Below are 21,126 nucleotides of genomic sequence, written 5' to 3' on the forward strand. Positions count from 1 at the left end.
CCGCCCCCCTCCCCCGCAGGGGGAGGGAGAGGCCTGTGGCTCACCACGCCCTGAAATGCTTCGACAGCTTCAGGCCCTGGTTCTGATAGTGGCTGCCGCTCTCGCCATACAGGCGGCTGGGGCGTTCGGTCAGGGGTTCGTAGACCAGGCGGGCGACGATCTGGCCGTGTTCCAGCAGGAAGGGGGTGTCGTGGGTGCGGACCTCCAGCACCCCCTTGGACCCCGCGCCGTGCGCCTCGTCCGTGCCGAAGCCGGGGTCGAAGAAGCCGGCGTAGTGGACGCGGAACTCGCCCACCGACGGATCGATGGGGGTCATTTCGGCGGCCTGATCGACCGGGATCTCGACGTCGTCGGACGAGGCCAGGATGTAGAACTCGCCCGGATCCAGCAGCAGTTCGCCACGGCGCAGCGTCAGCGGCTCCCAGAAGTCGCGCGGGTCATGGCCGTCGATATGATCCAGATCGACCACCCCCGCATGACGACGCCCCCGGAAGCCGACGATGTCGCCGCCTTGCAGATCGACGCCGACCGAGCGGGTCTCCAGCTTGGGCGGATCGCCGGCCTTGAGCCTGAGTTGGTTCAGCCGGGTGCCGGGCCGCACCAGGATGGAGAAGGTCTGGGGCGCGACCTCCATATAGAGGGGGCCGTCATAGCCCTCGGCCACATCGTCGAAACTGGCGCCCTGATCGGTCAGCAGGCGCACGAAGACATCGACCCGGCCGGTCGAGCTCTTGGGGTTGGCCCGCGCGATCAGGCCCTGGGGCAGGTTCAGCCGCTCCTGCAGCCGCACGATATAGACGCAGCCCTTTTCCAGGACGACCCCGGCGTCGGTGATCTCAATGGCGTGCATGGCCACGTCGGCGATCCGTTCCTCGACCTTGCGCCGACCGGGCAGGAAGGAGGCGCGGACCCGCCAGGCCTGGTCCGACAGGCGCAGGTCCAGGCTGGCCGGCTGGACCTGGTCATGATCGAACGGGGTGTCGGACGTGATGGCGCCCGCAGCGATCAGCGTCTCGATGGACTGGGCGGGCAGGATGCCGGGACGGGGCGCTTGGAAGAAACTCATGGCGTCTGTCTCACACGGTTTTCGCGGCTTGTCTCCAAGTCGCGCTTGCAGCCCGCGCGCGGCGGGGCGAGCATATAGCCCATGCACGATGGTCCTGCCTATACCGCCGAAACCAACGGCATCCTGATCCGGGTCCGGCCCAGCTATCTGGCGGGCCAGTCGGACCCCGACGAGGGCCGCTGGGTCTGGGCCTATCAGATCGAGATCGTGAACCTGACGGGATCGGCGGTGCAGCTGATGGCGCGCCGCTGGACCATCACCGACGGTCACGGCCATGTCGAAGAGGTGCGCGGCCCCGGCGTGGTGGGCGAACAGCCGGTGATCGAGCCGGGCGCCAGCTACGCCTACGCCTCGGGCTGTCCGCTGCCGACCGACAGCGGGTCCATGGTCGGCGCCTATTATATGACGGACGCGGACGGCCGCAGCTTCGAGGCCGAGATCCCGGCCTTCTCGCTCGACACGCCGGAGGCGCGGCGGGTGTTGAACTGAGGTCTATATAGTTTACGATTCAGCGGGATATTTCCGCCGCAGCAGGCGCACTCTCGCTCTGCGAACGGGCGGCGTCAGGGAGATGACGACGCCGACGAGACTGGCGGCCAGCCCGACAAATCCTGAGACCATAAGATCGTGCGTCAAGCCAAGCGCGGCGGGAAATCCAAGCGCGGCCGGAAGGGCGGCTCCAACGACGATGACGCGGTCCGGTATGCTCATGACGCCAACCTGCCGTCGTCCGCTGAAGAACTCGCTAACGCCCGCCTGTGGCTCTCTACAACCAGTTGGGACGTTTCTGATGGAAGCACCGCAACCAAGGCGGATGGGGCTGCGTCAACCCGGATGAACCGCAGCCCCGCCCCCTGAAGTCTCGCCGGCCGCTTGCGCAGGCCGGCGAGGGGGAAGTCGGCTCCCTAGAGAGCATCTCTTTGTGGCGCTATGTTCGCGACGCGGTCGCCCACGGCTTGAGCGCATTCGTGCGCTCCCGCGCGAAGCGCCGCGCTCAAGTAGCGCGAAGCGCGATAGCGCCTCTTAGATGTATCTACGCAGGCTGCGGGCCAGGTCCGAACCGCTTTCCTTGGCGCCGCGACGGACTTGCGGCTGGTAGGCGACGCGGGCGTGTTCGACGCAATAGACGCCTTCCGAGGCGCGGCGGCCGCAGAAGCTGAACTCGCGCGAGGACGGGTCGCCGATCGGCCATTTGCACATATGCGCGCCCAGGGTCATGACCGTGGCCGTGCCCGGCAGGTCCGGGATCGGGGCGGCCGGGGGCGTCGGCGGGACCGGCTTGGACGAGACGGCTTCCAGGCGGCGCGGAGCCGAAGCCTGGGGCGCCTGGGCCGGGGTCGCGGTCGGGGCGGCCGGACGCGGGCGGGTGGTGCGGAAGCTGGTCGCGGTGCGCGCCGGCTGCGACGGAGCGGCCCGGCCCGACAGGCCCAGACGGTGCACCTTGCCGATCACGGCGTTGCGGGTGACCCCGCCGCCCAATTGTTTGGCGATCTGGCTCGCGGACTGGCCCTCGAGCCAGAGCTTCTTCAGCGCGCCTACGCGGTCGTCGGTCCAGCCTGCGGTCATGCCACCCTCAGCGAGTTTGGATTCAATATCTAGGTCCAGGCTCCCCCTCCGGGGTCTTGACCTACCACTAATCGTAAACCAGCCATTAAGAGACGCAAGATGTGCGAATCAACCGTCCACAGAAACCAGATATTGAATCTTCGTTAAGGTTAAGACGGGTTCGTCAGGCGTGACGCGTGAATCGTGGGTCGGCGAAGGTCACGATTCACCAATCACGAGTCACCCCGACCTTGCGAAGCCAGGCCTCAGAGCGCATCTGGCGGCCATGACCGAGACCACGCCCGACCTGATCTCCACCCGCCCCGCCGGACTGCCGCAGCCGCGACGCTACCCGGGGATCAACTGGATCGGGGTGCAGACCCTGTATCTGCGCGAGGTGCGGCGGTTCTGGAAGGTGGGGGCCCAGACGGTGGCGGCGCCGGTGGTGACGACCCTGCTCTATATGCTGGTCTTCGTGGTCGCGCTTCAGGGCGCCCGGCCGCCGCTGCACGGCACGCCCTTCGCCCTGTTCGTGGCGCCCGGCCTGATCATGATGGCGGTGCTGAACAACGCCTTCGCCAATGCCTCGTCCAGCCTGATCCAGGCCAAGATCATGGGCACGGCCACCGACTTCCTGACCCCGCCGCTCAGCCCGCTGGAGCTGACGATGGGCTTCACCCTGGGCGCCGCGACGCGCGGGGCGGTGGTCGGTCTGGTCACGGCCCTGTGCGTCCTGCCGTTCGCGCCGCTCGGCGTGGCCAATGTCTTCGCCATCGTCTGGTTCGCCCTGGCCGCCAGTTTCATCATGGGCATGACCGGGATTCTGGCGGGCCTTTGGAGCGAGAAGTTCGACCATCTGTCGGCGGTCCAGAACTTCATCGTCATGCCCATGACCTTCCTGTCGGGCACCTTCTATCTGGTCGACAACCTGCCCGAGCCGTTCCGCTCGTTCAGCCGCTACAATCCCTTCTTCTATCTGATCGACGGCTTCCGCTACGGCTTCATCGGCCATGCCGAGAGCAACCTGACGGTCGGCGTGATCGGTTCGGCCGTGCTGATGGTCGTCATGGGAGTCGTCTGCTGGCTGGTGTTCCGCTCGGGCTGGCGTCTGAAGAGCTAGCGCGCCGGAAGCAGCCCCGCCATGGCGTCCAGATAGGCGACGAAGGCGGTCCGGCCCTCTTCGGTCAGCCGGGCCTCGGTCAGGGGCTTGCGGCCGACGAAGCTCTTGGTCACGGCGACGAAGCCCGCCTCCTCCAGCTTTCGCAGATGGACCGACAGATTGCCGTCGGTCGTCTGCAACCGGGCCTTCAGCGTGTTGAAATCCGCCGCCTCGGCCCCCGACAGATAGGCCATGATCCCCAGCCGGATCCGCCCGTGGATCACCTCGTCGATCCGGCTGATATCGAAATCATCCGTCATCAGACGATCTCCGACGGTTCCTGCCGCATCAGGATCAGGCCGGGAACAAAGGCGACGGCGACGAGGACGACCGTGAAGATCAGATAGATGGCCGGACTGTCGATGAACCAGGCCACGCCGACGGCGCCCGCATAGGACAGCAGGGCGGTCAGGGACATCCAGCGCGCCCCGCTCATGGCCGCGCCGACCATCCAGGCCGAACCATAGGCCACCAGCACCACCGTCGGCATGACCGACATCCAGCCCCAGTCCCCGCTCTTCACCGAAAGCGCGACCAGGCCCAGCCAGGTGACGAAAATGCCGTAGCCCACGCCAGACCAGGCTGCGCCCACCGCACGATTGCCGGAAGACTGGCTGCCCGGCCGACCCTTCTGTTGGCCGATCAGCACGACTAGGGCGATGGCGAAGACAATCCCCGCCCCGATCCACAGCCAGAGCTGCGCCCACGGATTGACGTCGATCACCCCAGATTGAATGGCCCACTGGCCGATGTTCGCCGTGCCGAAGATAAGAGCCGCGGCGACGAGAAACCGTCCCGCCAGCAACGGCGCGTGCCGCCCCTCGTGGGCCAAGGCCCGCATATAGGCGATGTCGTCCTGAATAGTCTGTGCGTCGCGCGTCATGGCGCCCTCCTCCTGAAATCCGAGGATCACAGGGTGTACAATGCGCTTTGGTTTGTAAAGTTCTTTTTCGCAGACCCTTTGCCGCCGACTTTTCGACGCCAGCGACGAAAAGATCTTCCCCCGCTTGCGGGGGAAGTGTCAGGCCGTGGCGCGAAGCGACACGCCTGACGATGGGGGAAGTCTTGCGTCTGAGTTGGACTTCCCTCTCCGTCGCTGGATCGCTGCGCGATCAACGCGCCACCTCTCCCGCAAGCGGGAGAGGGTCTTTCGTGCGACGCCCTTATCTTTCGTACGACGCCCTTAACGGAACGGCGGCTCGTCGAAGGCGCGGAGTTTGCGGGAGTGCAGGCGCGAACCCTCGTTCCGCATCAGGTCCACCGCCTGGATGCCGATCTGCAGGTGTTCCGAGATCGAGCCTTCGTAGAAGCGGTTGGCCTGGCCCGGCAGCTTGATCTCGCCGTGCAGCGGCTTGTCCGAGACGCACAACAGGGTGCCGTAGGGGACGCGGAACCGGTAGCCCTGGGCGGCGATGGTGGCGCTTTCCATGTCGATGGCGACGGCCCGGCTCTGGTTGAAACGCAGCGCCGACTTCGAATAGCGCAGTTCCCAGTTCCGGTCGTCGGTCGTGACCACCGTGCCGGTGCGCAGGCGCAGCTTGACCTCGTCGCCGGGCATGCCGCTGACCGACTTGGTCGCATCGTACAGGGCGCGCTGGACCTCGGCGATCGAGGGGATCGGAATGTCCGGCGGCAGGACCGCGTCCAGCACATGGTCGTCGCGCAGATAGGCGTGGGCCAGCACATAGTCGCCGATGGTCTGGCTGGCGCGCAGGCCGCCGCAATGCCCGATCATCAGCCAGACATGCGGGCGGGTGACGGCGAGGTGGTCGGTGATGGTCTTGGCGTTGGACGGGCCGACGCCGATATTGACCAGGGTCACGCCCTTATGGCCCGGCGCGGTCAGGTGATAGGCCGGCATCTGGTGCTTCTTCCAGGCCGTGTCGCTGATCGAGGCCTCGGGATTGGGCGTGTCGCGCGTGATCACCACCCCGCCGGCGCAGGACAGGGTCTCATACGGCGTGCCCGGCGTCTGAAGCTGCTCGATGGCCCAGCGCACGAACTCGTCGACGTAGCGATTATAGTTGGTGAACAGGACATAGGACTGGACATCGTCCACCGCCGTGCCGGTGTAGTGCCGCAGCCGCGCCAGCGAGAAGTCGGTCCTCAACCCGTCGAAATGAGACAGGGGGAAGTCGCCGCCCATGTCGAACAGGCCGTCGGCGATCTCGTCGCCGATATGGGCCAGGTCCGTGGTCGGGAACCAGCGCGCCAGGGCCGCCGTCATCGACCGGTCCAGCGCGACCTCAAGCCCGTCGGTCACATAGGGGAAGGGGATTTCCTGCTTCGAGATCCCGACCTCGAAGGTCGCGGCGTACTCCTGCTCCAGCAGGCCCAGCTGTTCGGTCAGATAGGGGCGGAACAGGTCCGGCCGCGTGATCGTGGTGGCGTAGGTTCCCTGTTTCGACAGCCGGGCGTAGGCGCGCGGCTCCAGGTCCTGGGGACGGTCCCCGTCCCAGCGGATGCGAAGTTCGGGATAGGCGAACACCCCTTCGGCGCGTTTCAGCGGATCGGGCCGCGCGCCGGTCTCGACGAAATCCCGCACGGCGTCGCGCAGGTTGGTCACGGATTGGGTGTAGAGGGTTTCGAGGCGGTCCAGCGCCGCCTGTGCTGTCATCTGTTCTGTCATGACTTCCTCTAGCGAAGCTTCGTGACAATGGCGAGGCGTTGCGGCTTCAATCTCGATTTCGCTGCATTGCAGCAATTTATGACGCCTGCGCGGTTGCGGTTCGGGCGATTGCCGGGCATCTGCCGGGCATGTCCGCCGCACCTGCCTCGCCGCCCGCCCAGCCCGCCAGGAAGGAGCCCGGCTTCGTCGAGTTCGTCTGCCTGATCGCCCTGATGATGGCGCTAAACGCCCTGGCGATCGACTCGATGCTGCCGGCCCTGCCGCACATCGGCGCCGACCTGAACGTGGCGACCGACAACGACCGCCAGTGGGTGGTGACCGCCTATCTGCTCGGTTTCGGCGGGGCCCAGCTGTTCTACGGCCCGCTGGCGGACCGGTTCGGGCGCAAGCCTGTCCTGCTGTTCGGCGTCGGCGTCTATGTGGTGTTCAGCCTGCTGGCGACCCTGGCGCCCACCTTCGACATGCTGATCCTGGCGCGGATCGGCCAGGGCCTGGGCAGCGCCTGCACCCGCGTGCTGGCCGTCTCCATCGTGCGCGACCGCTACGAAGGCCGCACCATGGCCCGGGTCATGTCCTTCAGCTTCCTGGTCTTCCTGGGCGTGCCCATCCTGGCGCCGTCGCTGGGGCAGTTGATCATGCTGGTCGGACCGTGGCGCTGGATCTTCGCGGGCCTGGGCCTGATCGGCGTGGGCCTGATCGTCTGGGCGTCGCTTCGTCTGCCCGAGACGCTGAAGCCCGAGGATCGGCTGCCGATCCGGGTGAAGCGCCTGACCTCGGCCTACAGGACCGCCCTGACCGACCGCACCGCCGTCGGCTACACCCTGGCCATGACGGCCATCACCGGGGCGCTGTTCGGCTTCATCAACTCGTCGCAGCAGATCTTCTCCGACGTCTTCGACGCCGAGGCGGCCTTCCCGGCCGTCTTCGCCCTGATCGCCGGCGGCATCGCCGTGGCCTCGATCGTCAATGCGCGGCTGGTGGTCCGGCTGGGATCGCGCAAGATCTCGCACACGGCCCTGATCGGCTTCACCGCCATTTCGGCCATCCACGCCGCCGTGGCGATCAGCGGGCATGAATCGATCTGGACCTTCGCCGTGCTGCAGACACTGACCATGTTCTGCTTCGGCCTGATCGCCGGCAACTTCGGCGCCATGGCCATGGAGACCATGGGCCATATCGCCGGCACCGCCGCCTCGATCCAGGGCTTCGTCTCCACCATCTTCGGCTCGCTGCTGGGTTTTGCGGTGGGTCAACAGTTCAACGGCACCACCGTGCCCATGGTGCTGGGCTTCACCGTCTTCGGCCTGATCGCCCTGGCCTGGGTCCTGTTCGCCGAACGCGGCCGGCTGTTCCGATCGCATCACGCGCCCGGCGCGACGGCGCACTGAGGCTTTACCGACCGCAGGCTTGATCTTTTCGACGTTTCCGCGCGTTCTCCGGCCAACCCCTCTGGTCAGCCCCGGAAAGCCTCGATGAAGCGCAAAGCCTTCGGTCTCGTCTCCGCCCTCGCCCTTGCTTCGGTTCTCGGCCTCGGCGCCTGTTCCACCCCGACCGGAGGAACCGCGTCGATGACGCCGCCCGCCATCGCCCCCCCGCCCGGCCCCGACGCGGTCGACAGCCACACCTACGCCCGGCCCGAGATCGCCCGCGTCGTCGACGTGGCCCTGGACCTGACCGCCGACTTCAACGCCAAAACCCTGTCGGGGACGGCGACGCTGGACATCCTGGCCGCCCCCGGCGCCAATGAGGTGATCCTGGACATCCGCAACCTGGACATCCAGGACGTGCGCGACGCCTCAGGGCAACCGCTGCGCTATGTCGTCGGCGACAATGACGCCATCAAGGGCCAGCCCCTGACCGTCTATTTCCCGGCCTTCGCCGCCAATGAACGGCGCAAGATCACCGTCCGCTATTCGACCCGTCCCGACGCGGCGGCCCTGCAATGGCTGTCGCCCAGCCAGACGGCGGGCGGTCAGAAGCCCTATCTGTTCAGCCAGGGCCAGGCCATCCTGACCCGCACCTGGGTTCCGACCCAGGACAGCCCCGGCATCCGCCAGACCTATTCGGCCCGCATCACCGCCCCGGCCGACCTGACCGTGGTCATGAGCGCCGACCAGCTGACGCCCAAGGGCGAAGCGGCGGCGAATGGCATGAAGACCTGGCGCTTCCGGATGGACAATCCGATCCCGCCCTATCTGATCGCCATCGGCGTCGGCGACATCGCCTTCGCGCCCTTCGACGAACGGACCGGCGTCTGGACCGAGCCCAGCCGCCTGCGCGCCGCCGCCGCCGAACTGGAGCCGACCGCCGAAATGGTGGACGCGGCCGAGAAACTGTACGGCCCCTATCGCTGGGGCCGGTACGACCTGCTGGTCCTGCCGCCTTCCTTCCCCTTCGGCGGGATGGAGAACCCCAAACTGACCTTCGCCACCCCGACCATCATCGCCGGGGACCAGTCGCTGGTCTCGCTGGTGGCGCACGAGCTGGCCCACTCCTGGTCCGGCAATCTGGTCACCAACGCCACATGGAACGACTTCTGGCTGAACGAGGGTTTCACCACCTATTTCGAGAACCGGATCATGGAGTCGATCTACGGCCATGACCGCGCGGTGCAGGAACAGGTGCTGAGCTGGGACGGGCTGCAGGACGAGCTGAAATCCCTGCCCGCCGCCGACACCCGCCTGCATCTCGACCTGACTGGCCGCGATCCCGACGACGGCATGAACACCATCGCCTATGACAAGGGCTCGGCCTTCCTGCGCACCATCGAGCGGATCGCGGGGCGCGACAGGTTCGACGCCTGGCTGCGCGGCTATTTCGACCGCAACGCCTATCGGCCCATGACCACGGCCATGTTCCTGGAGGACATTCGCACCCATCTGGTGAAGGGCGACGCCGCCCTGGAGTCGCAGTTGCAGCTGGACGCCTGGGTCTATCAGCCCGGCCTGCCGTCCAACGCCGTGGCGCCGGTGTCGAACGCCTTCGCCCCGGTCGATGCGGCCGCCGTGGCCTTCTTCAAGGACAAGGGACCGGCCTCCGCCATTCCGTGGGCGGAGTGGAACACCCAGCAGCGCCAGCGCTTCCTCGGCTGGCGTCCCGAAGGCCTGGCCGCCAACGCCGACTGGCTGACCCCCGCCCAGCTGGCGGATCTGGAGCGCACCCTGAACCTGGCGAACGAAGGCAACAGCGAACTGACCTTCGCCTGGCTGCAGATCGCCCTGGCCCACCGCTATCAGCCTGCGGTCGCCACGGCGGAGAAATTCCTGACCAGCCAGGGCCGGCGCAAGTTCGTCCTGCCCCTGTTCCAGACCCTGTGGAACGAGGGCGACTGGGGCCGCCCCATCGCCCGCCGCATCTACGCCGAGGCCCGGCCGCTGTATCACCCGGTCACCAGCGGTTCGGTCGACCAACTGGTCGGCCGGCCGTAACGCAAAAGACCCTCTCCCGCTTGCGGGAGAGGTGGCCCGGCGTTCGCGAAGCGAACCAGGGTCGGAGAGGGGAGTCTGATTTCAGAAGAAAAACTCCCCCCATCGTCAGGCGTGTCGCTTCGCGCCACGACCTGACACTTCCCCCGCAAGCGGGGGAAGGTGGGCCTCGCCCCCCGCCCCTAAAGGTTGATCACGCTCGCGCCGGCCTCATCCGACAGCCGCTCCGCCAGGACGGCGCGGTGGCACCCGGCGTGATCGGCCTCGAAGCACAGCAGGGCCACGCGCTTCTCGCCCGCCAGCGCCTTCAGCCGCTCATATTCCATCTGGGCCTGGGGCTCGGCCAGATGGTCGGCGAAGATGGCGCGCATTTCGGCGACATGACCCTTGCGGGCCGCATCCCGCCCCGCCTTGGGCGTGCCGAGGCCGCGCAGATGCAGATAGTCGATCCCCTCGGCCTTCAGGCTCTCGCCCAGAATCGTCTTGGAAAACCCGGCGCGGCGCGAGGCGGCGACGGCGCGGACATCGACCAGAAGATCGACCCCGGCCGCCTTCAGCCGGTCGATCACCTGGGCCTGGGTCGCGCCCTCGTAGCCGATTGTGAAGACTTTCATGGGTCGCAGATAGGGGCGGCGGCCACGATCGCCAGCTTGACAGTCCAACGCCGCGTTGCGGTGCGGCGCCCTATCGTTTATCCCGCCGACACGGATTTCGACTGGAGCTTTCCCTATGGCTGACCTCGCCCCCGGCGTCGTGACCCTCTTCGGAGGATCCGGCTTCATCGGATCGCAGGCGGTGCGCGCCCTGGCCCGTCGCGGCTGGCGCATCCGCGTGGCGGTGCGCAACCCGGTTCTGGCCATCGAGGTCCAGCCCCTGGGCGATCCGGGCCAGATCCAGTTCATGCGCTGCGACGTGACCAATGCCGAGGACGTGGCGGCGGCGGTGCGCGGCTCGCACGCCGTGGTCAATCTGGTCGGCGTCCTGCACGACGGTGGCGGCAAGCGGGGCTTCAAGAGCGCCCATGTCGAGGCCGCCAGGAACATCGCCCAGGCGTCCAAGGCCGCCGGGGTGGAGCGCGTCGTCCAGATATCCGCCATCGGCGCAGATGCGAACAGCCGCTCCGCCTACGCCCGCACCAAGGGCGAGGCCGAAAACGAGATCCGCGCCGTCTATCCCGACGCCGTCATCCTGCGTCCGTCGCTGGTGTTCGGCGCCAGCGACGGCTTCCTGAACCGGTTCGCCGCCATGGCGACCATGGCCCCCGCCCTGCCGCTGATCGGCGGCGGCAAGACGCAGTTCCAGCCGGTCTATGTCGGCGACGTGGCCGAGGCCGTCGCCCGCGCCGTGATCCGCGGCGACGCGGCCGGCCGCACCTTCGAACTGGGCGGTCCGGACGTCTACAGTTTCCGCGAAGTGCTGGAGCTGGTGTGCCGCGAGACCGGCCGCAATCGGCCGCTTCTGCCCATCCCCTTCCCCGTCGCCCGCCTGATGGGTTCGGTTTTCCAGACCGTCGCCCTTCTGGGCCTGACCCCGCCCCTGACCCGCGATCAGGTCGTCATGCTTCAGTCCGACAACATCGTCTCGCCGGACGCCGCCGGCCTGACCGACCTGGGCATGGTTCATCCGACCAGCATGGGCTCCATCGCCCCCTCCTATCTGTGGCGCTATCGCGACGGCGGCCAGTTCGCCGTCTCGCCCGCCCACTGACACGCCCTTCGCCGGTTTGACGCCCCGGCCGTGAAAACGGCCGGGCGATCTTCGCACGGCGGAACAAATAGTGCACAACTCTCGGATGCCCGCCACGCAAACCCAGTTCCGCCCCGACCAGGACCCGACGCTGGACGACGCCCGGTCCCTGCTGTCGCGCGTCTGGGGCCATGGGGATTTTCGCGGCCTGCAAAGCCAGGTGGTGGCCGAGATCCTGGCCGGGCGCGACGCCTTGGCCGTGCTGCCGACCGGCGGCGGCAAGAGCGTCTGCTATCAGATCCCGGCCATCCTCCGCCCCGGCCTGGGCCTCGTGGTCTCGCCCCTGATCGCCCTGATGACCGACCAGGTCGAGGCCCTGAAGCAGCAGGGCGTCGCCGCCGCCCGGCTGGATTCCGGGGTGTCTCTGGACGAGCGATCGGCGATCTGGGCCGCCGCCCGGTCCGGCGATCTGGACCTGCTGTACGTCTCGCCGGAAGGCCTGGCGGCCGGGGCCATGATGGATCGACTGGCCGAACTGCCACTGAGCCTGATCGCCATCGACGAAGCCCACTGCGTCTCGCAATGGGGGCACGATTTCCGGCCCGATTATCGCAACCTGGGTCTGCTGGCCGAGCGGTTCCCGAACGTCCCGCGCATCGCCGTCACCGCCACCGCCGACGCCCGCACCCGCGACGACATCCTGCGCTCGCTGCGGCTGGAACAGGCCAAGGTCTTCGTCGACAGCTTCGCCCGCCCCAACCTGCAGCTGTCGGCCGAGCGCAAGGAGAGCGCCTCGCGCGCCAAGACCGACGCCCGGGTCATCGAACTGGTGCGTGAGCGGCGCGGCAAGCCGGGCGTGGTCTATTGCGGCAGCCGCGACGGCTGCGACCGTGTGGCCCAGGCCCTGCGCGACGCCGGGACCAACGCCATCGCCTATCACGCGGGCATGGACGCCAAGGAGCGCGACCGCCGGCTGGAACGGTTCCTGGCCGAGGACGGGGCCGTCATGGTCGCCACCATCGCCTTCGGCATGGGGGTGGACAAGGCCGACGTCCGCTTCGTCATCCACGCCGATCCGCCGGGGTCGCTAGAGGCCTATTGGCAGGAGATCGGCCGGGGCGGCCGTGACGGCGAACCGGCCGAGGGCATCACCCTGTACGGCCCCTCCGACATCGCCTGGACCCTGCGCCGGCTGGACAGCCGCCCCATGGCCGAGGAGGTCAAACAGGTTCAGGTGCGCAAGGCCCGCCAGCTGTTCGCCATGCTGGACGGCGCCGTCTGCCGCGCCCAGGCCGTGCGCCGCTATTTCGGCGAGACCGACGCGGAGCCTTGCGGCGTCTGCGACATCTGCGGCGACCCGCCGCTTCTCTATGACGCGACCGTCCCCGCGCAAAAGGCCCTGGCGGCGGTCCAGCGGCTAGGCGGCCGGTTCGGCCGGGGCCGGATCGTCGACCACCTGACCGGCCGCACCAAGGCGGTCCAGCCGTGGGAGCAGCAGCTGTCCACCTGGGGCATAGGCGCCGACATCTCGCCCAACGGCTGGCGCGACATCGTCGATCACCTGCTGTTCGAGGGCCTGCTGGTCGAGGATCCGAACGACGGCAAGCCCCTGGTCGGTCTGGGCGACGGCGAGGCGGTGCGCGCCGTCTACAAGGCCGAGCGCAAGATCGAGGTGCGCCGCGTGCCCGCCGGCTACGACGCCGGCACGCGCTCGGGCAATCCGCGCAATCGCCGCGACCGCACCGGCGAGGGCCGCAACGCCGCGCTGGAGACCATGGACGCCGACGTCCGCGCCCGTTTCGAGGCCCTTCGCGCCTGGCGCCGCGACCGCGCCTCGGAACAGCACGTCCCGCCCTATGTCATCTTCCAGGACAAGACCCTGCTGGAAATCGCCCACGCCGAGCCCGGCGACCTCGCCGCCCTCGCCGCCCTGCCCGGCGTCGGCCAGTCGAAGCTGGACCGCTACGGCAAGGGGGTGCTGGAGACGCTGGGCGGTCTCGACTGATCGTCGCCCAGTCCCGGCGCGACCTGCACCGGGAAGGCGCAGGCAGACGGCGGTCCGTTGAACGACAGACCTGAGGTCGCCGTCAGCTCGCCCCGCAGCACCTCGCCGATCAGGGCCTTGATCTCCTCGACGGACGGCTGTTTCGAACCGTGGTCGAAATATTTGAAGGCCGAGCGGCCGTCGCACCGATACTCGTCCAGGAAATAGCTGGGGACCGTCCCGCCCATCATGTCGGGCGAGGTCGTCAGCCAGAAGGCGCGAGGCGAGGCCTTGGGATCCGACGCACGCACGACGCCGACGATCAGCCCCGTCAGGCCGGGACGGATCACGCTTTGTCGCTCGAACAGATCGACGCTCGCCCCCGCCGCCTCGAACCGACCCAGGGCCTTCGTCCCCGGCTCAGCCGACAGCGCCTGAACAGACGCGGAGATCAACCGGTCACGCTCGGCGGCATAGGCCATCCAATCCTCCAGACGGGCCTGCGCGTCCATCATCGCGAAACTGGCGTAGGCGCCGATGGGCGCGGGCGCGGGTCGGGGGACCGGGGCCAGAAGGACCCTCGCCTTGTCGGCCTCGCCCGCATGGGTCGCCAGAACCGCCCGCATGACCCGCGCATGCCACGACAGCTCGCCCTCGCCACACAGTGCAATGATCCGATCCGCCGCCGCGGCCGCCTCATCCAGGGCGCCGCCGTCGAACCGCATACCCGCCGATGTCCACAAGGGTCCTGTCGCGCCGCAGTCGGAGACGCTGGCCGGATCGACCACCGTCAGGTTCAGCATCAGGTCCTGTCGCGCCAGAATCGCCGACGGCACGAGGTCGGCATAGGCGGCGGGGGAGCCGCACAGCTGACCGCCCAGGCCAGGCATGGCGGTCAGCAGGGTCAAGCCGCACAGGTCCATGCGGGCCGCGTCCGCGTCGCTGACGCCTGGATCCGTGATCTGCACATTGATCAGCGTGCCGGGATTGCCGTTTATGCCCGGTTGATAGATGGGCATGGTGCGGGTGTGGGGCGCGCCGGCCGTCGCTCTGAGGGTTTCGACTGCGACCGGATCCTTGGCCACGCCGCGCAGGCCGTGCTTCTTGAGGAAGGACAGGGCGTATTGCGCCTGGCGATCACCTGTCGCGGCCCGCGTCTCCAGCGAGGGCACGGGTTCGGTGAAGGCCAGCTTCAACGGGGCGTTGGCGACCAGCGGATCGACCGTCGTGGCGCAGGCGGACAAGGCGGCCGCAACCATGGCCAGGCCGAAGAATTTGCGGATCATGACGACATTCCCCCGAATGATGCGTCATCATGCCAAGATCGCCACGACCCGTCCAGATTGTCAGAGAGACGTCAGCCCATGAACCGTTCCACCGCCGCCTGAAAGCGTGCGGGCTGGTCGATCATGACCTGGTGGTCGGCGCCCTCGATGCGGACGAATTGTGCGGGCCGGCGCAGGGTGGAGAAGCCGTAGCGGTACAGGCCCTCCAGCCGGTTGCGCGGGTTGTTCGTGTCCCGCGTCCAGCCATAGACCACCGTGACCGGAGCGGTGACGTCGCGCAGCCGTTGGCGCAGATCGACCGTCAGGGCTTCGTACAGGCCCTGGGCCAGCACCCGCCGGTCCCCGCCCTGCAGACCCAGGCCGTCGAACACCATGTCGCCCGCCAGGCCGAGGTCGCCGCCCAGGGCCGAAACCTGGCCCTTCAGCGCCTGGTCCCCGAACAGCATCAGGGCCTGATAACCCAGCCGCGCCAGGGGCTCGACCTCGCGGGCGGTGACGCGGGAATCGACCAGGGCCGGAAAGAAGGGGGCGGAATCGACTACCATCACCCGGCCGATCCGGTCCCGCATGTCCGCCGCGACCCGCAGCGCGATCTGGCCGCCCAGCGAATGGCCGATCAGGGCGGGGCGCGAAAGCCGCTGTTCGCGGATGTAGCGTTCGATCTCCAGAGCGGCGGGCGCGGCCAGGGCGCCGCCGGCGTTGGCGCCGATATCCGTCTGGCCGAAGCCCCGGATGGTGACCAGATGCACCCGATACCGCCCCTCCAGCTTGTCTGCCGTCGACCGCCAGGCCGCCCCGGTTGAGCCCAGGCCCGGAATGAAGACGATATCCGGCCCCGCGCCCCGCGTCTCGACGATGATCCGGTCGGAGCGGAAGGCGGGGGCGAGAGACGCCGATACTGTTGTCCGAGCGGCGGCGACGCCAGGCAGGACGACGAACAGGATCGCGAAAAGCGGAGCAAGAAGACGGCGCATGACCCGCACCTAACGCACGATCACGGCGATCGGTTGACGGCCGCGACCGTTAGTCATCGCCCCTTGAAGTCCGGCTTGCGCTTGTCGACGAAGGCGGACATGCCCTCCTTCTGGTCCTCGAAGGCGAAGAGAGAGTGGAACAGGCGGCGCTCGAACCGCACGCCCTCGGTCAGGGTCGTCTCAAGGGCGACATTGACCAGTTCCTTGTTCATCATCACCGCCAGCGGGCTCTGGGCCGCGATCTTGGCCGCGGCGGCGCGGGCCTCGTCCAGCAGGGCGTCGGGGGCGACGACGCGGCTGACCAGGCCGGCGCGCTCGGCCTCGGCGGCATCCATCATCCGGGCGGTCAGGATCATGTCCATGGCTTTGGACTTGCCGACCAGGCGGGTCAGGCGCTGCGAGCCGCCGATGCCGGGCGCCACGCCCAGATTGATCTCGGGCTGGCCGAACTTCGCCGTCTCGGACGCGATGATGAAGTCGCACAACATCGCCAGTTCGCAGCCGCCGCCCAGGGCGTAGCCCGACACGGCCGCGATGATCGGCTTGCGGAAGCGCATGATCCGGTCATGGCCCAGGGCGAAGAAATTGCCCTTGAACATGTCGGCGTAGGACTGGTCCGCCATCTCCTTGATGTCGGCCCCGGCGGCGAAGGCCTTGGCCGAGCCGGTCAGGATCAGGCAGCGCACGCTGTCGTCGGTCTCGACCGCATCGAGGAAGGCCGCCAGTTCGCCGAACAGGGTCGAGTTCAGGGCGTTCAGCGCCTCCGGCCGGTTCAGGGTCACGACGGCGTAGCCGTCGGCGCAGCGTTCGATCAGCAGGGTGGAATAGGCGTCGGCCATGGGCGGTCTCCTTTGAGCGCGGTCATACAGGGACGAAGGCGGGCTTGCTACCGGCGCGGCGTCAAGGCCAGCGTCAGGCCGGCGCGCACCAGTTCGGCGACGACCGCCATGCCGAGCAGCAGATTGGCGGCGATCACCTGGCCGCGCGCGCCCGACAGGTCCAGCATCCAGCCGAAGACGGATGAAAGCGCCAGAACCAGGGCCGAGAGCAGGATCAAGCCGACCAGCAGCATCAGGGCGACATGCCCCGCCTTCAGCGCCGCCTGAAGCGTCGGCCCGTCGTCCAGCGCACGGGTGCGCCGTCGAAGCAGACGGGCGATCAACCCGGTGGCGGCCCCTTCTGCGACGACGGCGACGATCAGGGCGGCGAGAAACCACCAGATCAGTCCCCCGAGATCGCCGGAGCGCAGACCTTGAGCGAAATGAAGGAAATAGGCGCCCCAGACCAGGACGCCGACCACCAGACTGATCCACAGATGGATTTTGCGCATGGTGCGGACCTCTCCGGGATTACGTCTTCTGGCAGGACGGGCAGTAGAAGGTCGAGCGACCGCCCTGGACGATGCGCGCCACGACGCCGGAGCAGCCTTCGCCCCGACAGGCTTGACCCTCGCGGCCATAGACGTCGAACCGGTGCTGGAAATAGCCCTGGCCGCCCTCGGCGTTGGCGAAATCCTTCAGGGTCGATCCACCGGCGGCGATGGCGTCGTTCAGCACGTCGCGGACGACGGCGGCCAGCCGCTCCAGCCGCGCCTTCGAGACCGATCCGGCCGCGACCAGGGGCGAGATGCGGGCGCGGTAAAGCGCCTCGCAGACATAGATGTTGCCCAGTCCGGCGACGATCCGCTGGTCCAGCAGCGAGACCTTGATGTTCTGTGTCTTGCCGGCGAAGGCCTCGACCAGGTGCGCGCCGGAAAAACCATTGCCCAGAGGCTCGGGGCCCAGGCCGGCGAACCACGGGTGGACCTCGACCTGGTCGGTCGGGATCAGGCCCATGAAGCCGAACCGGCGCGCGTCGGCGTAGCCGATGCGGGTCGCGGCGCCGTCGCGCACGGCGCAGCCGCTGAAATGCTCGTGCTTGCCGGCGATGGGCGCCGCCTCCTCGAACTCGCCCAGTTGGGTTCCGTCCAGGGTGAACCGGCCGGTCATGCCCAGATGGGTGATCCAGGTCTCGCCGCTAGACAAAGGCATCAACAGATATTTGGCCCGTCGGTCGATCCGTTGGACCGTCGCCCCCTCCAGCCGTTCGACGAACCGTTCCGGGAACGGAAACCGCAGATCGGGCCGGTTGATCCGCACCCGCGACAGGCGCGCGCCCGCCAGTACGGGCGTCAGGCCGCGTCGGACGGTTTCGACCTCGGGAAGTTCAGGCATGGACCGGTCCTAGCGCCTCGACACGGGCGGGCCAAGCGGATCGTCCGCCCCCGCTGCGATCTTCAGAAAACCTTGTTCGAACCGACGTTCAGCCGACACCCTGGTCTGTCATCCGTTTTAGGCGCACTCCGGGGGGAACGTGTCTCAATCGATCATCATCCGCCGGCCCGGCGTCCGCGTCTCGAACCTGATTCGTTCGGTCGGTCTGACGCGCGACGACGCCGCGATCCTGGCGGCGGCGGCCGTTTTGGCGGTCAGCGTCTATTTCCTGGCCTTTCCCGGCGTTGATATTGCGGTCAGCCGTCTGTTCTACCGGCCCGAAGCCGGCTTCTTCCTGGCCGACAATCCCCTGCTGAAGGCGTTGCGCAAAAGCTCCTCCCTCGTTCTGGCCCTTATGCTTCTGGGCGTGATCGGCCGACTGGCGTGGCGCGCCCTGCATCGCCGGCCTCTCGGCGCCGCGGCGCGCCGCGCGGTCTTCGTCCTGGCCGCCCTCGCGGTCGGGCCGGGCCTGGTGGTCAATCTGGTGCTGAAGGGGCTGTGGGGCCGCGCCCGTCCGGTTCAGATCGACCAGTTCGGCGGCGACGCGGCCTTCACCCCCGTCTGGATGGTCAGCGACGCCTGCCAGTCCAACTGCTCCTTCGTCTCGGGCGAGGGCTCCAGCGCGGCCTGGATGGTCGGGGTCCTGCTGGTAGTGACGCCGGCGAAATGGCGGCCGGTCGTACTGCCCCTCGCCGTCGTCTACGCCTTCGCCCTGTCGATGAACCGGCTCGCCTTCGGGGGGCATTTCCTGTCGGACATCCTGCTGTCCTGGGCCCTGACCGCCCTGGTCATGACGGGGGTGTATCGGGTGACGGTGGCCTCGCCCGGCCTGGTTCGTCGGGCGCGGCGGCGGTTCCGAGGGCTGCAGCCCCTCCCCGCCTGAGCGTTGTCTGGGCGTGACCGGTTGCCGCAGGCGGCGTTATGGGCTTACGTCCGCGTCGAACGTGGGAACCGATCTCGATGACTGACGCCGCCGCTGCGCCCCAAAGCCCTGCCCAAAAGGGCCGGCTTGAACTGACCCTTCGCGCCCTTGTGCTGGGCTGCCTGCTAGCGGTGATCTTCACCGCCGCCAACACCTATCTGGGCCTGCTGGTCGGCCTGACCTTCGCCTCTGCCATTCCGGCGGCGGTCATATCGATGGCGGTGCTGCGCGCCTTCCGCACCTCGACCATCTGGGAGAACATGACCGTCCAGACCGTGGCCTCGGTCGGCGGGGCCATGAGTTCGATCATCTTCGTCCTGCCCGGCCTGGTGATGATCGGCTGGTGGCTGGAGTTTCCCTTCTGGCAGTCGGTGGCCATCTGTATCCTGGGCGGCGTGCTGGGGGTGACCTTCTCCATCCCGCTGCGCCGCGCCCTGGTGACCAACGGCGGCCTGCCCTACCCCGAGGGCGTCGCCGCCGCCGAGGTGCTGAAGGTCGGCTCGCGCGGAGCCGAACAGACCGAGAGCGCGGTGCGCGAGAACAAGTCCGGTCTGTGGATCGTCGTCGCCGGCGCTGTCGTCTCGGCCGGCTACGCCCTGCTGGTCGCGGGTCGCGTCTTCGCCGGCGAGGCGGCGAAATTCTTCAAGCTGCCGGCCGCCCTGGGCGGCGGCGCCACCGGCATGGGTTTCGGCATGCAGTTCGCGCTTCTGGGCGCCGGCCATCTGATCGGCCTGACGGTGGGTCTGGCCCAACTTTTCGGTCTGATCCTGGCCTGGGCAATCGCCGTGCCGATCCTGACCAGCCCCGACACCATCGCCTGGCTGACGGCGCACGGCATCCCCTCCATCGCCTCGACCCTGCCCGCCGGCGCGCCGGCCGAGGAGCTGGCGGCGACCGTCTGGAGCCGCGAGGTCCGCTTCATGGGCGCCGGCGTCATCGGCGTCGCCGCCATCTGGACCCTGGTCAAACTGGCCGGACCGCTGATCGGCGGCCTGACCTCGGCCCTCGCCGCCAACGCCAAGCGCGCCCACGGCGAGGTGCTGGAGCGCACCGAACAGGATCTGCCCATCAAACTGGTCGGCGCGATTTCGGTCGCCTGCCTGGTCGGCATCGCCGGCCTGCTGGCCTGGTTCGCCCAGAGCGCCCCGGCCCTGGCGGGATCGACCCCGCTGCTGGTGATCGGCGGCCTGGTCTATGTCGTCCTGATCGGTTTCGCCGTCGCCGCCATCTGCGGCTATATGGCCGGCCTGATCGGCTCGTCGAACAGCCCGGTCTCGGGCGTCGGCATCCTGGCGGTCGTGATCGCCTCGCTGCTGATGCTGGGCGTCATGGCCATAGCGGGCGTGCCGGCCGATCCGTCGATCATCGCCTTCGCATTGATCGTGACCGCCGTCGTTTTCGCCGTCGCCGTTATAGCCAATGACAATCTTCAGGACCTGAAGACCGGCCAACTGGTCGAGGCCACGCCCTGGCGCCAACAGGTCGCCCTGATCGTCGGCGTCGGCGCCGGCGCCATCGTCATTCCCTTGATCCTGAATCTGCTGAACCAGGCCTTCGGCTTCGAGGGCGGGCCGCCCGCCATCGTCGAGGGCGCCAAGACCCTGGCGGCGCCCCAGGCCACCCTGATCTCGGCCCTGGCGCGCGGCGTCATCGGCGGCGATCTGCGCTGGGACCTGATCGGCCTGGGCGCGGTGATCGGCGTGATCATCATCGTGCTGGACGCCGTCGTGTCCAAGGCCACGAACGGCAAGGTCAAGCTGCCGCCGCTCGCCGTCGGCATCGGCTTCTATCTGCCCGCCGCCGTCACGACCATGCTGGTCATCGGCGCCGTCTGCGGCTGGATCTACGACAAGGCCGTGTCCAGCACCCGTTACGCCGACGTGGCGCGCCGCATGGGCGTGCTGCTGGCCTCGGGGCTGATCGTGGGCGAGAGCCTGTTCGGCGTCTTCACCGCCGGGGTGATCGTGGCCACCCGCGACGACGCCCCCTTCGCCATGTTGCCGGACGGTTCGACCTGGCCGGCCATGCTGGCGGGGATCATCGGTTTCGCCGTCGCGGTGTTCGGCCTCTACGCCTGGACCCGCAGCCGCGCCCAGGCGGTGTGACTCTGACATTCTCCCTCCCCCTGCGGGGGAGGGGGGCGGAGGCGTAGCCGGAGCCGGGTGGGAGCGGCAGGGCGACACATCACAGACCTGACC

The 21,126-nt window shown here is 68.2% G+C and carries 19 protein-coding genes; 8 read left to right on the forward strand and 11 right to left on the reverse strand.

All coding sequences use genetic code 11. The annotated features are described in order from the left end of the window. Nucleotides 1-40 precede the first annotated feature (40 nt). Nucleotides 41-1,066 carry a 2'-deoxycytidine 5'-triphosphate deaminase gene (locus tag ER13_RS09640; protein ID WP_035308767.1) on the reverse strand — a complete coding sequence of 342 codons (1,026 nt, stop codon included), beginning with the start codon at nucleotides 1,064-1,066 and terminating at the stop codon, nucleotides 41-43. 81 nt (nucleotides 1,067-1,147) lie between these two features. Here ER13_RS09640 and apaG point away from each other — a divergent pair, with 81 nt between their 5' ends. Beyond that, complete coding sequence (gene apaG / locus ER13_RS09645; protein WP_035308769.1) at nucleotides 1,148-1,555, forward strand: Co2+/Mg2+ efflux protein ApaG; 408 nt, start codon at nucleotides 1,148-1,150, stop codon at nucleotides 1,553-1,555. Between the two features lie 534 nt (nucleotides 1,556-2,089). Here apaG and ER13_RS09650 read toward each other — a convergent pair. Next, a complete protein-coding gene (locus ER13_RS09650) occupies nucleotides 2,090-2,632 on the reverse strand; it encodes a GcrA family cell cycle regulator (protein WP_035308771.1) in 543 nt (180 codons plus the stop codon). A gap of 265 nt (nucleotides 2,633-2,897) precedes the next feature. Between ER13_RS09650 and ER13_RS09655 the strand changes: the two genes are divergently transcribed. After that, complete coding sequence (locus tag ER13_RS09655; RefSeq protein ID WP_035308773.1) at nucleotides 2,898-3,731, forward strand: ABC transporter permease; 834 nt, start codon at nucleotides 2,898-2,900, stop codon at nucleotides 3,729-3,731. Here the strand turns inward: ER13_RS09655 and ER13_RS09660 are convergent. The 3 genes from ER13_RS09660 to ER13_RS09670 all read right to left on the reverse strand — a co-directional run bounded on the left by ER13_RS09660 (nucleotide 3,728) and on the right by ER13_RS09670 (nucleotide 6,399). Beyond that, entirely contained in the window at nucleotides 3,728-4,030 is a 303-nt protein-coding gene (locus tag ER13_RS09660) for a transcriptional regulator (protein WP_008264019.1), read from the reverse strand. The two genes, ER13_RS09655 and ER13_RS09660, sit on opposite strands and share 4 nt — an antisense overlap. Further along, complete coding sequence (locus ER13_RS09665) at nucleotides 4,030-4,653, reverse strand: hypothetical protein (protein WP_035308799.1); 624 nt, start codon at nucleotides 4,651-4,653, stop codon at nucleotides 4,030-4,032. The genes ER13_RS09660 and ER13_RS09665 overlap by 1 nt, the downstream gene beginning before the upstream one ends. Before the next feature lie 300 nt (nucleotides 4,654-4,953). Then, a complete protein-coding gene (locus ER13_RS09670) occupies nucleotides 4,954-6,399 on the reverse strand; it encodes an AMP nucleosidase (protein ID WP_035308775.1) in 1,446 nt (481 codons plus the stop codon). A 128-nt stretch (nucleotides 6,400-6,527) separates the two neighbouring features. On the opposite strand from ER13_RS09670, the gene ER13_RS09675 reads away from it, so the two are divergent. Continuing rightward, nucleotides 6,528-7,787, forward strand: a complete 1,260-nt coding sequence (locus ER13_RS09675) for a multidrug effflux MFS transporter (protein WP_035308777.1) — start codon at nucleotides 6,528-6,530, stop codon at nucleotides 7,785-7,787. An 84-nt stretch (nucleotides 7,788-7,871) separates the two neighbouring features. After that, the gene (locus tag ER13_RS09680; protein WP_035308779.1) at nucleotides 7,872-9,827 is read left to right on the forward strand and encodes a M1 family metallopeptidase; all 1,956 of its coding nucleotides are present in this window, start codon (nucleotides 7,872-7,874) and stop codon (nucleotides 9,825-9,827) included. 179 nt (nucleotides 9,828-10,006) lie between these two features. Here ER13_RS09680 and ER13_RS09685 read toward each other — a convergent pair whose 3' ends face one another. Beyond that, nucleotides 10,007-10,438, reverse strand: a complete 432-nt coding sequence (locus ER13_RS09685; protein WP_035308780.1) for a DUF488 family protein — start codon at nucleotides 10,436-10,438, stop codon at nucleotides 10,007-10,009. A 115-nt stretch (nucleotides 10,439-10,553) separates the two neighbouring features. Here ER13_RS09685 and ER13_RS09690 point away from each other — a divergent pair, with 115 nt between their 5' ends. After that, on the forward strand, nucleotides 10,554-11,531 hold the full coding sequence (locus ER13_RS09690; protein ID WP_035308782.1) for a complex I NDUFA9 subunit family protein: 978 nt from the start codon (nucleotides 10,554-10,556) through the stop codon (nucleotides 11,529-11,531). A gap of 85 nt (nucleotides 11,532-11,616) precedes the next feature. Beyond that, on the forward strand, nucleotides 11,617-13,515 hold the full coding sequence (recQ, locus tag ER13_RS09695) for a DNA helicase RecQ (protein ID WP_035308784.1): 1,899 nt from the start codon (nucleotides 11,617-11,619) through the stop codon (nucleotides 13,513-13,515). Here recQ and ER13_RS09700 read toward each other — a convergent pair. The 5 genes from ER13_RS09700 to mutM all read right to left on the reverse strand — a co-directional run bounded on the left by ER13_RS09700 (nucleotide 13,473) and on the right by mutM (nucleotide 17,967). After that, nucleotides 13,473-14,780 carry a hypothetical protein gene (locus ER13_RS09700; protein ID WP_035308786.1) on the reverse strand — a complete coding sequence of 436 codons (1,308 nt, stop codon included), beginning with the start codon at nucleotides 14,778-14,780 and terminating at the stop codon, nucleotides 13,473-13,475. The genes recQ and ER13_RS09700 overlap by 43 nt on opposite strands. A 71-nt stretch (nucleotides 14,781-14,851) precedes the next feature. Further along, a complete protein-coding gene (locus ER13_RS09705) occupies nucleotides 14,852-15,754 on the reverse strand; it encodes an alpha/beta fold hydrolase (RefSeq protein WP_035308788.1) in 903 nt (300 codons plus the stop codon). Between the two features lie 53 nt (nucleotides 15,755-15,807). Continuing rightward, nucleotides 15,808-16,593 carry an enoyl-CoA hydratase gene (locus tag ER13_RS09710; RefSeq protein WP_035308791.1) on the reverse strand — a complete coding sequence of 262 codons (786 nt, stop codon included), beginning with the start codon at nucleotides 16,591-16,593 and terminating at the stop codon, nucleotides 15,808-15,810. A 47-nt stretch (nucleotides 16,594-16,640) separates the two neighbouring features. After that, nucleotides 16,641-17,084, reverse strand: coding sequence for a hypothetical protein (locus ER13_RS09715; RefSeq protein WP_035308792.1), 444 nt, complete (start codon nucleotides 17,082-17,084; stop codon nucleotides 16,641-16,643). 19 nt (nucleotides 17,085-17,103) lie between these two features. Further along, nucleotides 17,104-17,967: a bifunctional DNA-formamidopyrimidine glycosylase/DNA-(apurinic or apyrimidinic site) lyase gene (mutM, locus tag ER13_RS09720; RefSeq protein ID WP_035308794.1), complete on the reverse strand. Its 864-nt coding sequence runs from the start codon at nucleotides 17,965-17,967 to the stop codon at nucleotides 17,104-17,106. Between the two features lie 139 nt (nucleotides 17,968-18,106). On the opposite strand from mutM, the gene ER13_RS09725 reads away from it, so the two are divergent. Together ER13_RS09725 and ER13_RS09730 are read left to right on the forward strand one after the other, a co-directional pair. Then, entirely contained in the window at nucleotides 18,107-18,889 is a 783-nt protein-coding gene (locus ER13_RS09725; RefSeq protein ID WP_035308796.1) for a phosphatase PAP2 family protein, read from the forward strand. Between the two features lie 77 nt (nucleotides 18,890-18,966). Next, the gene (locus ER13_RS09730) at nucleotides 18,967-21,033 is read left to right on the forward strand and encodes an OPT family oligopeptide transporter (RefSeq protein WP_035308798.1); all 2,067 of its coding nucleotides are present in this window, start codon (nucleotides 18,967-18,969) and stop codon (nucleotides 21,031-21,033) included. Nucleotides 21,034-21,126 lie beyond the last annotated feature (93 nt).

The sequence above is a fragment of the Brevundimonas sp. EAKA genome (genome assembly GCF_000698025.1).
Lineage (GTDB): Bacteria > Pseudomonadota > Alphaproteobacteria > Caulobacterales > Caulobacteraceae > Brevundimonas > Brevundimonas mediterranea_A.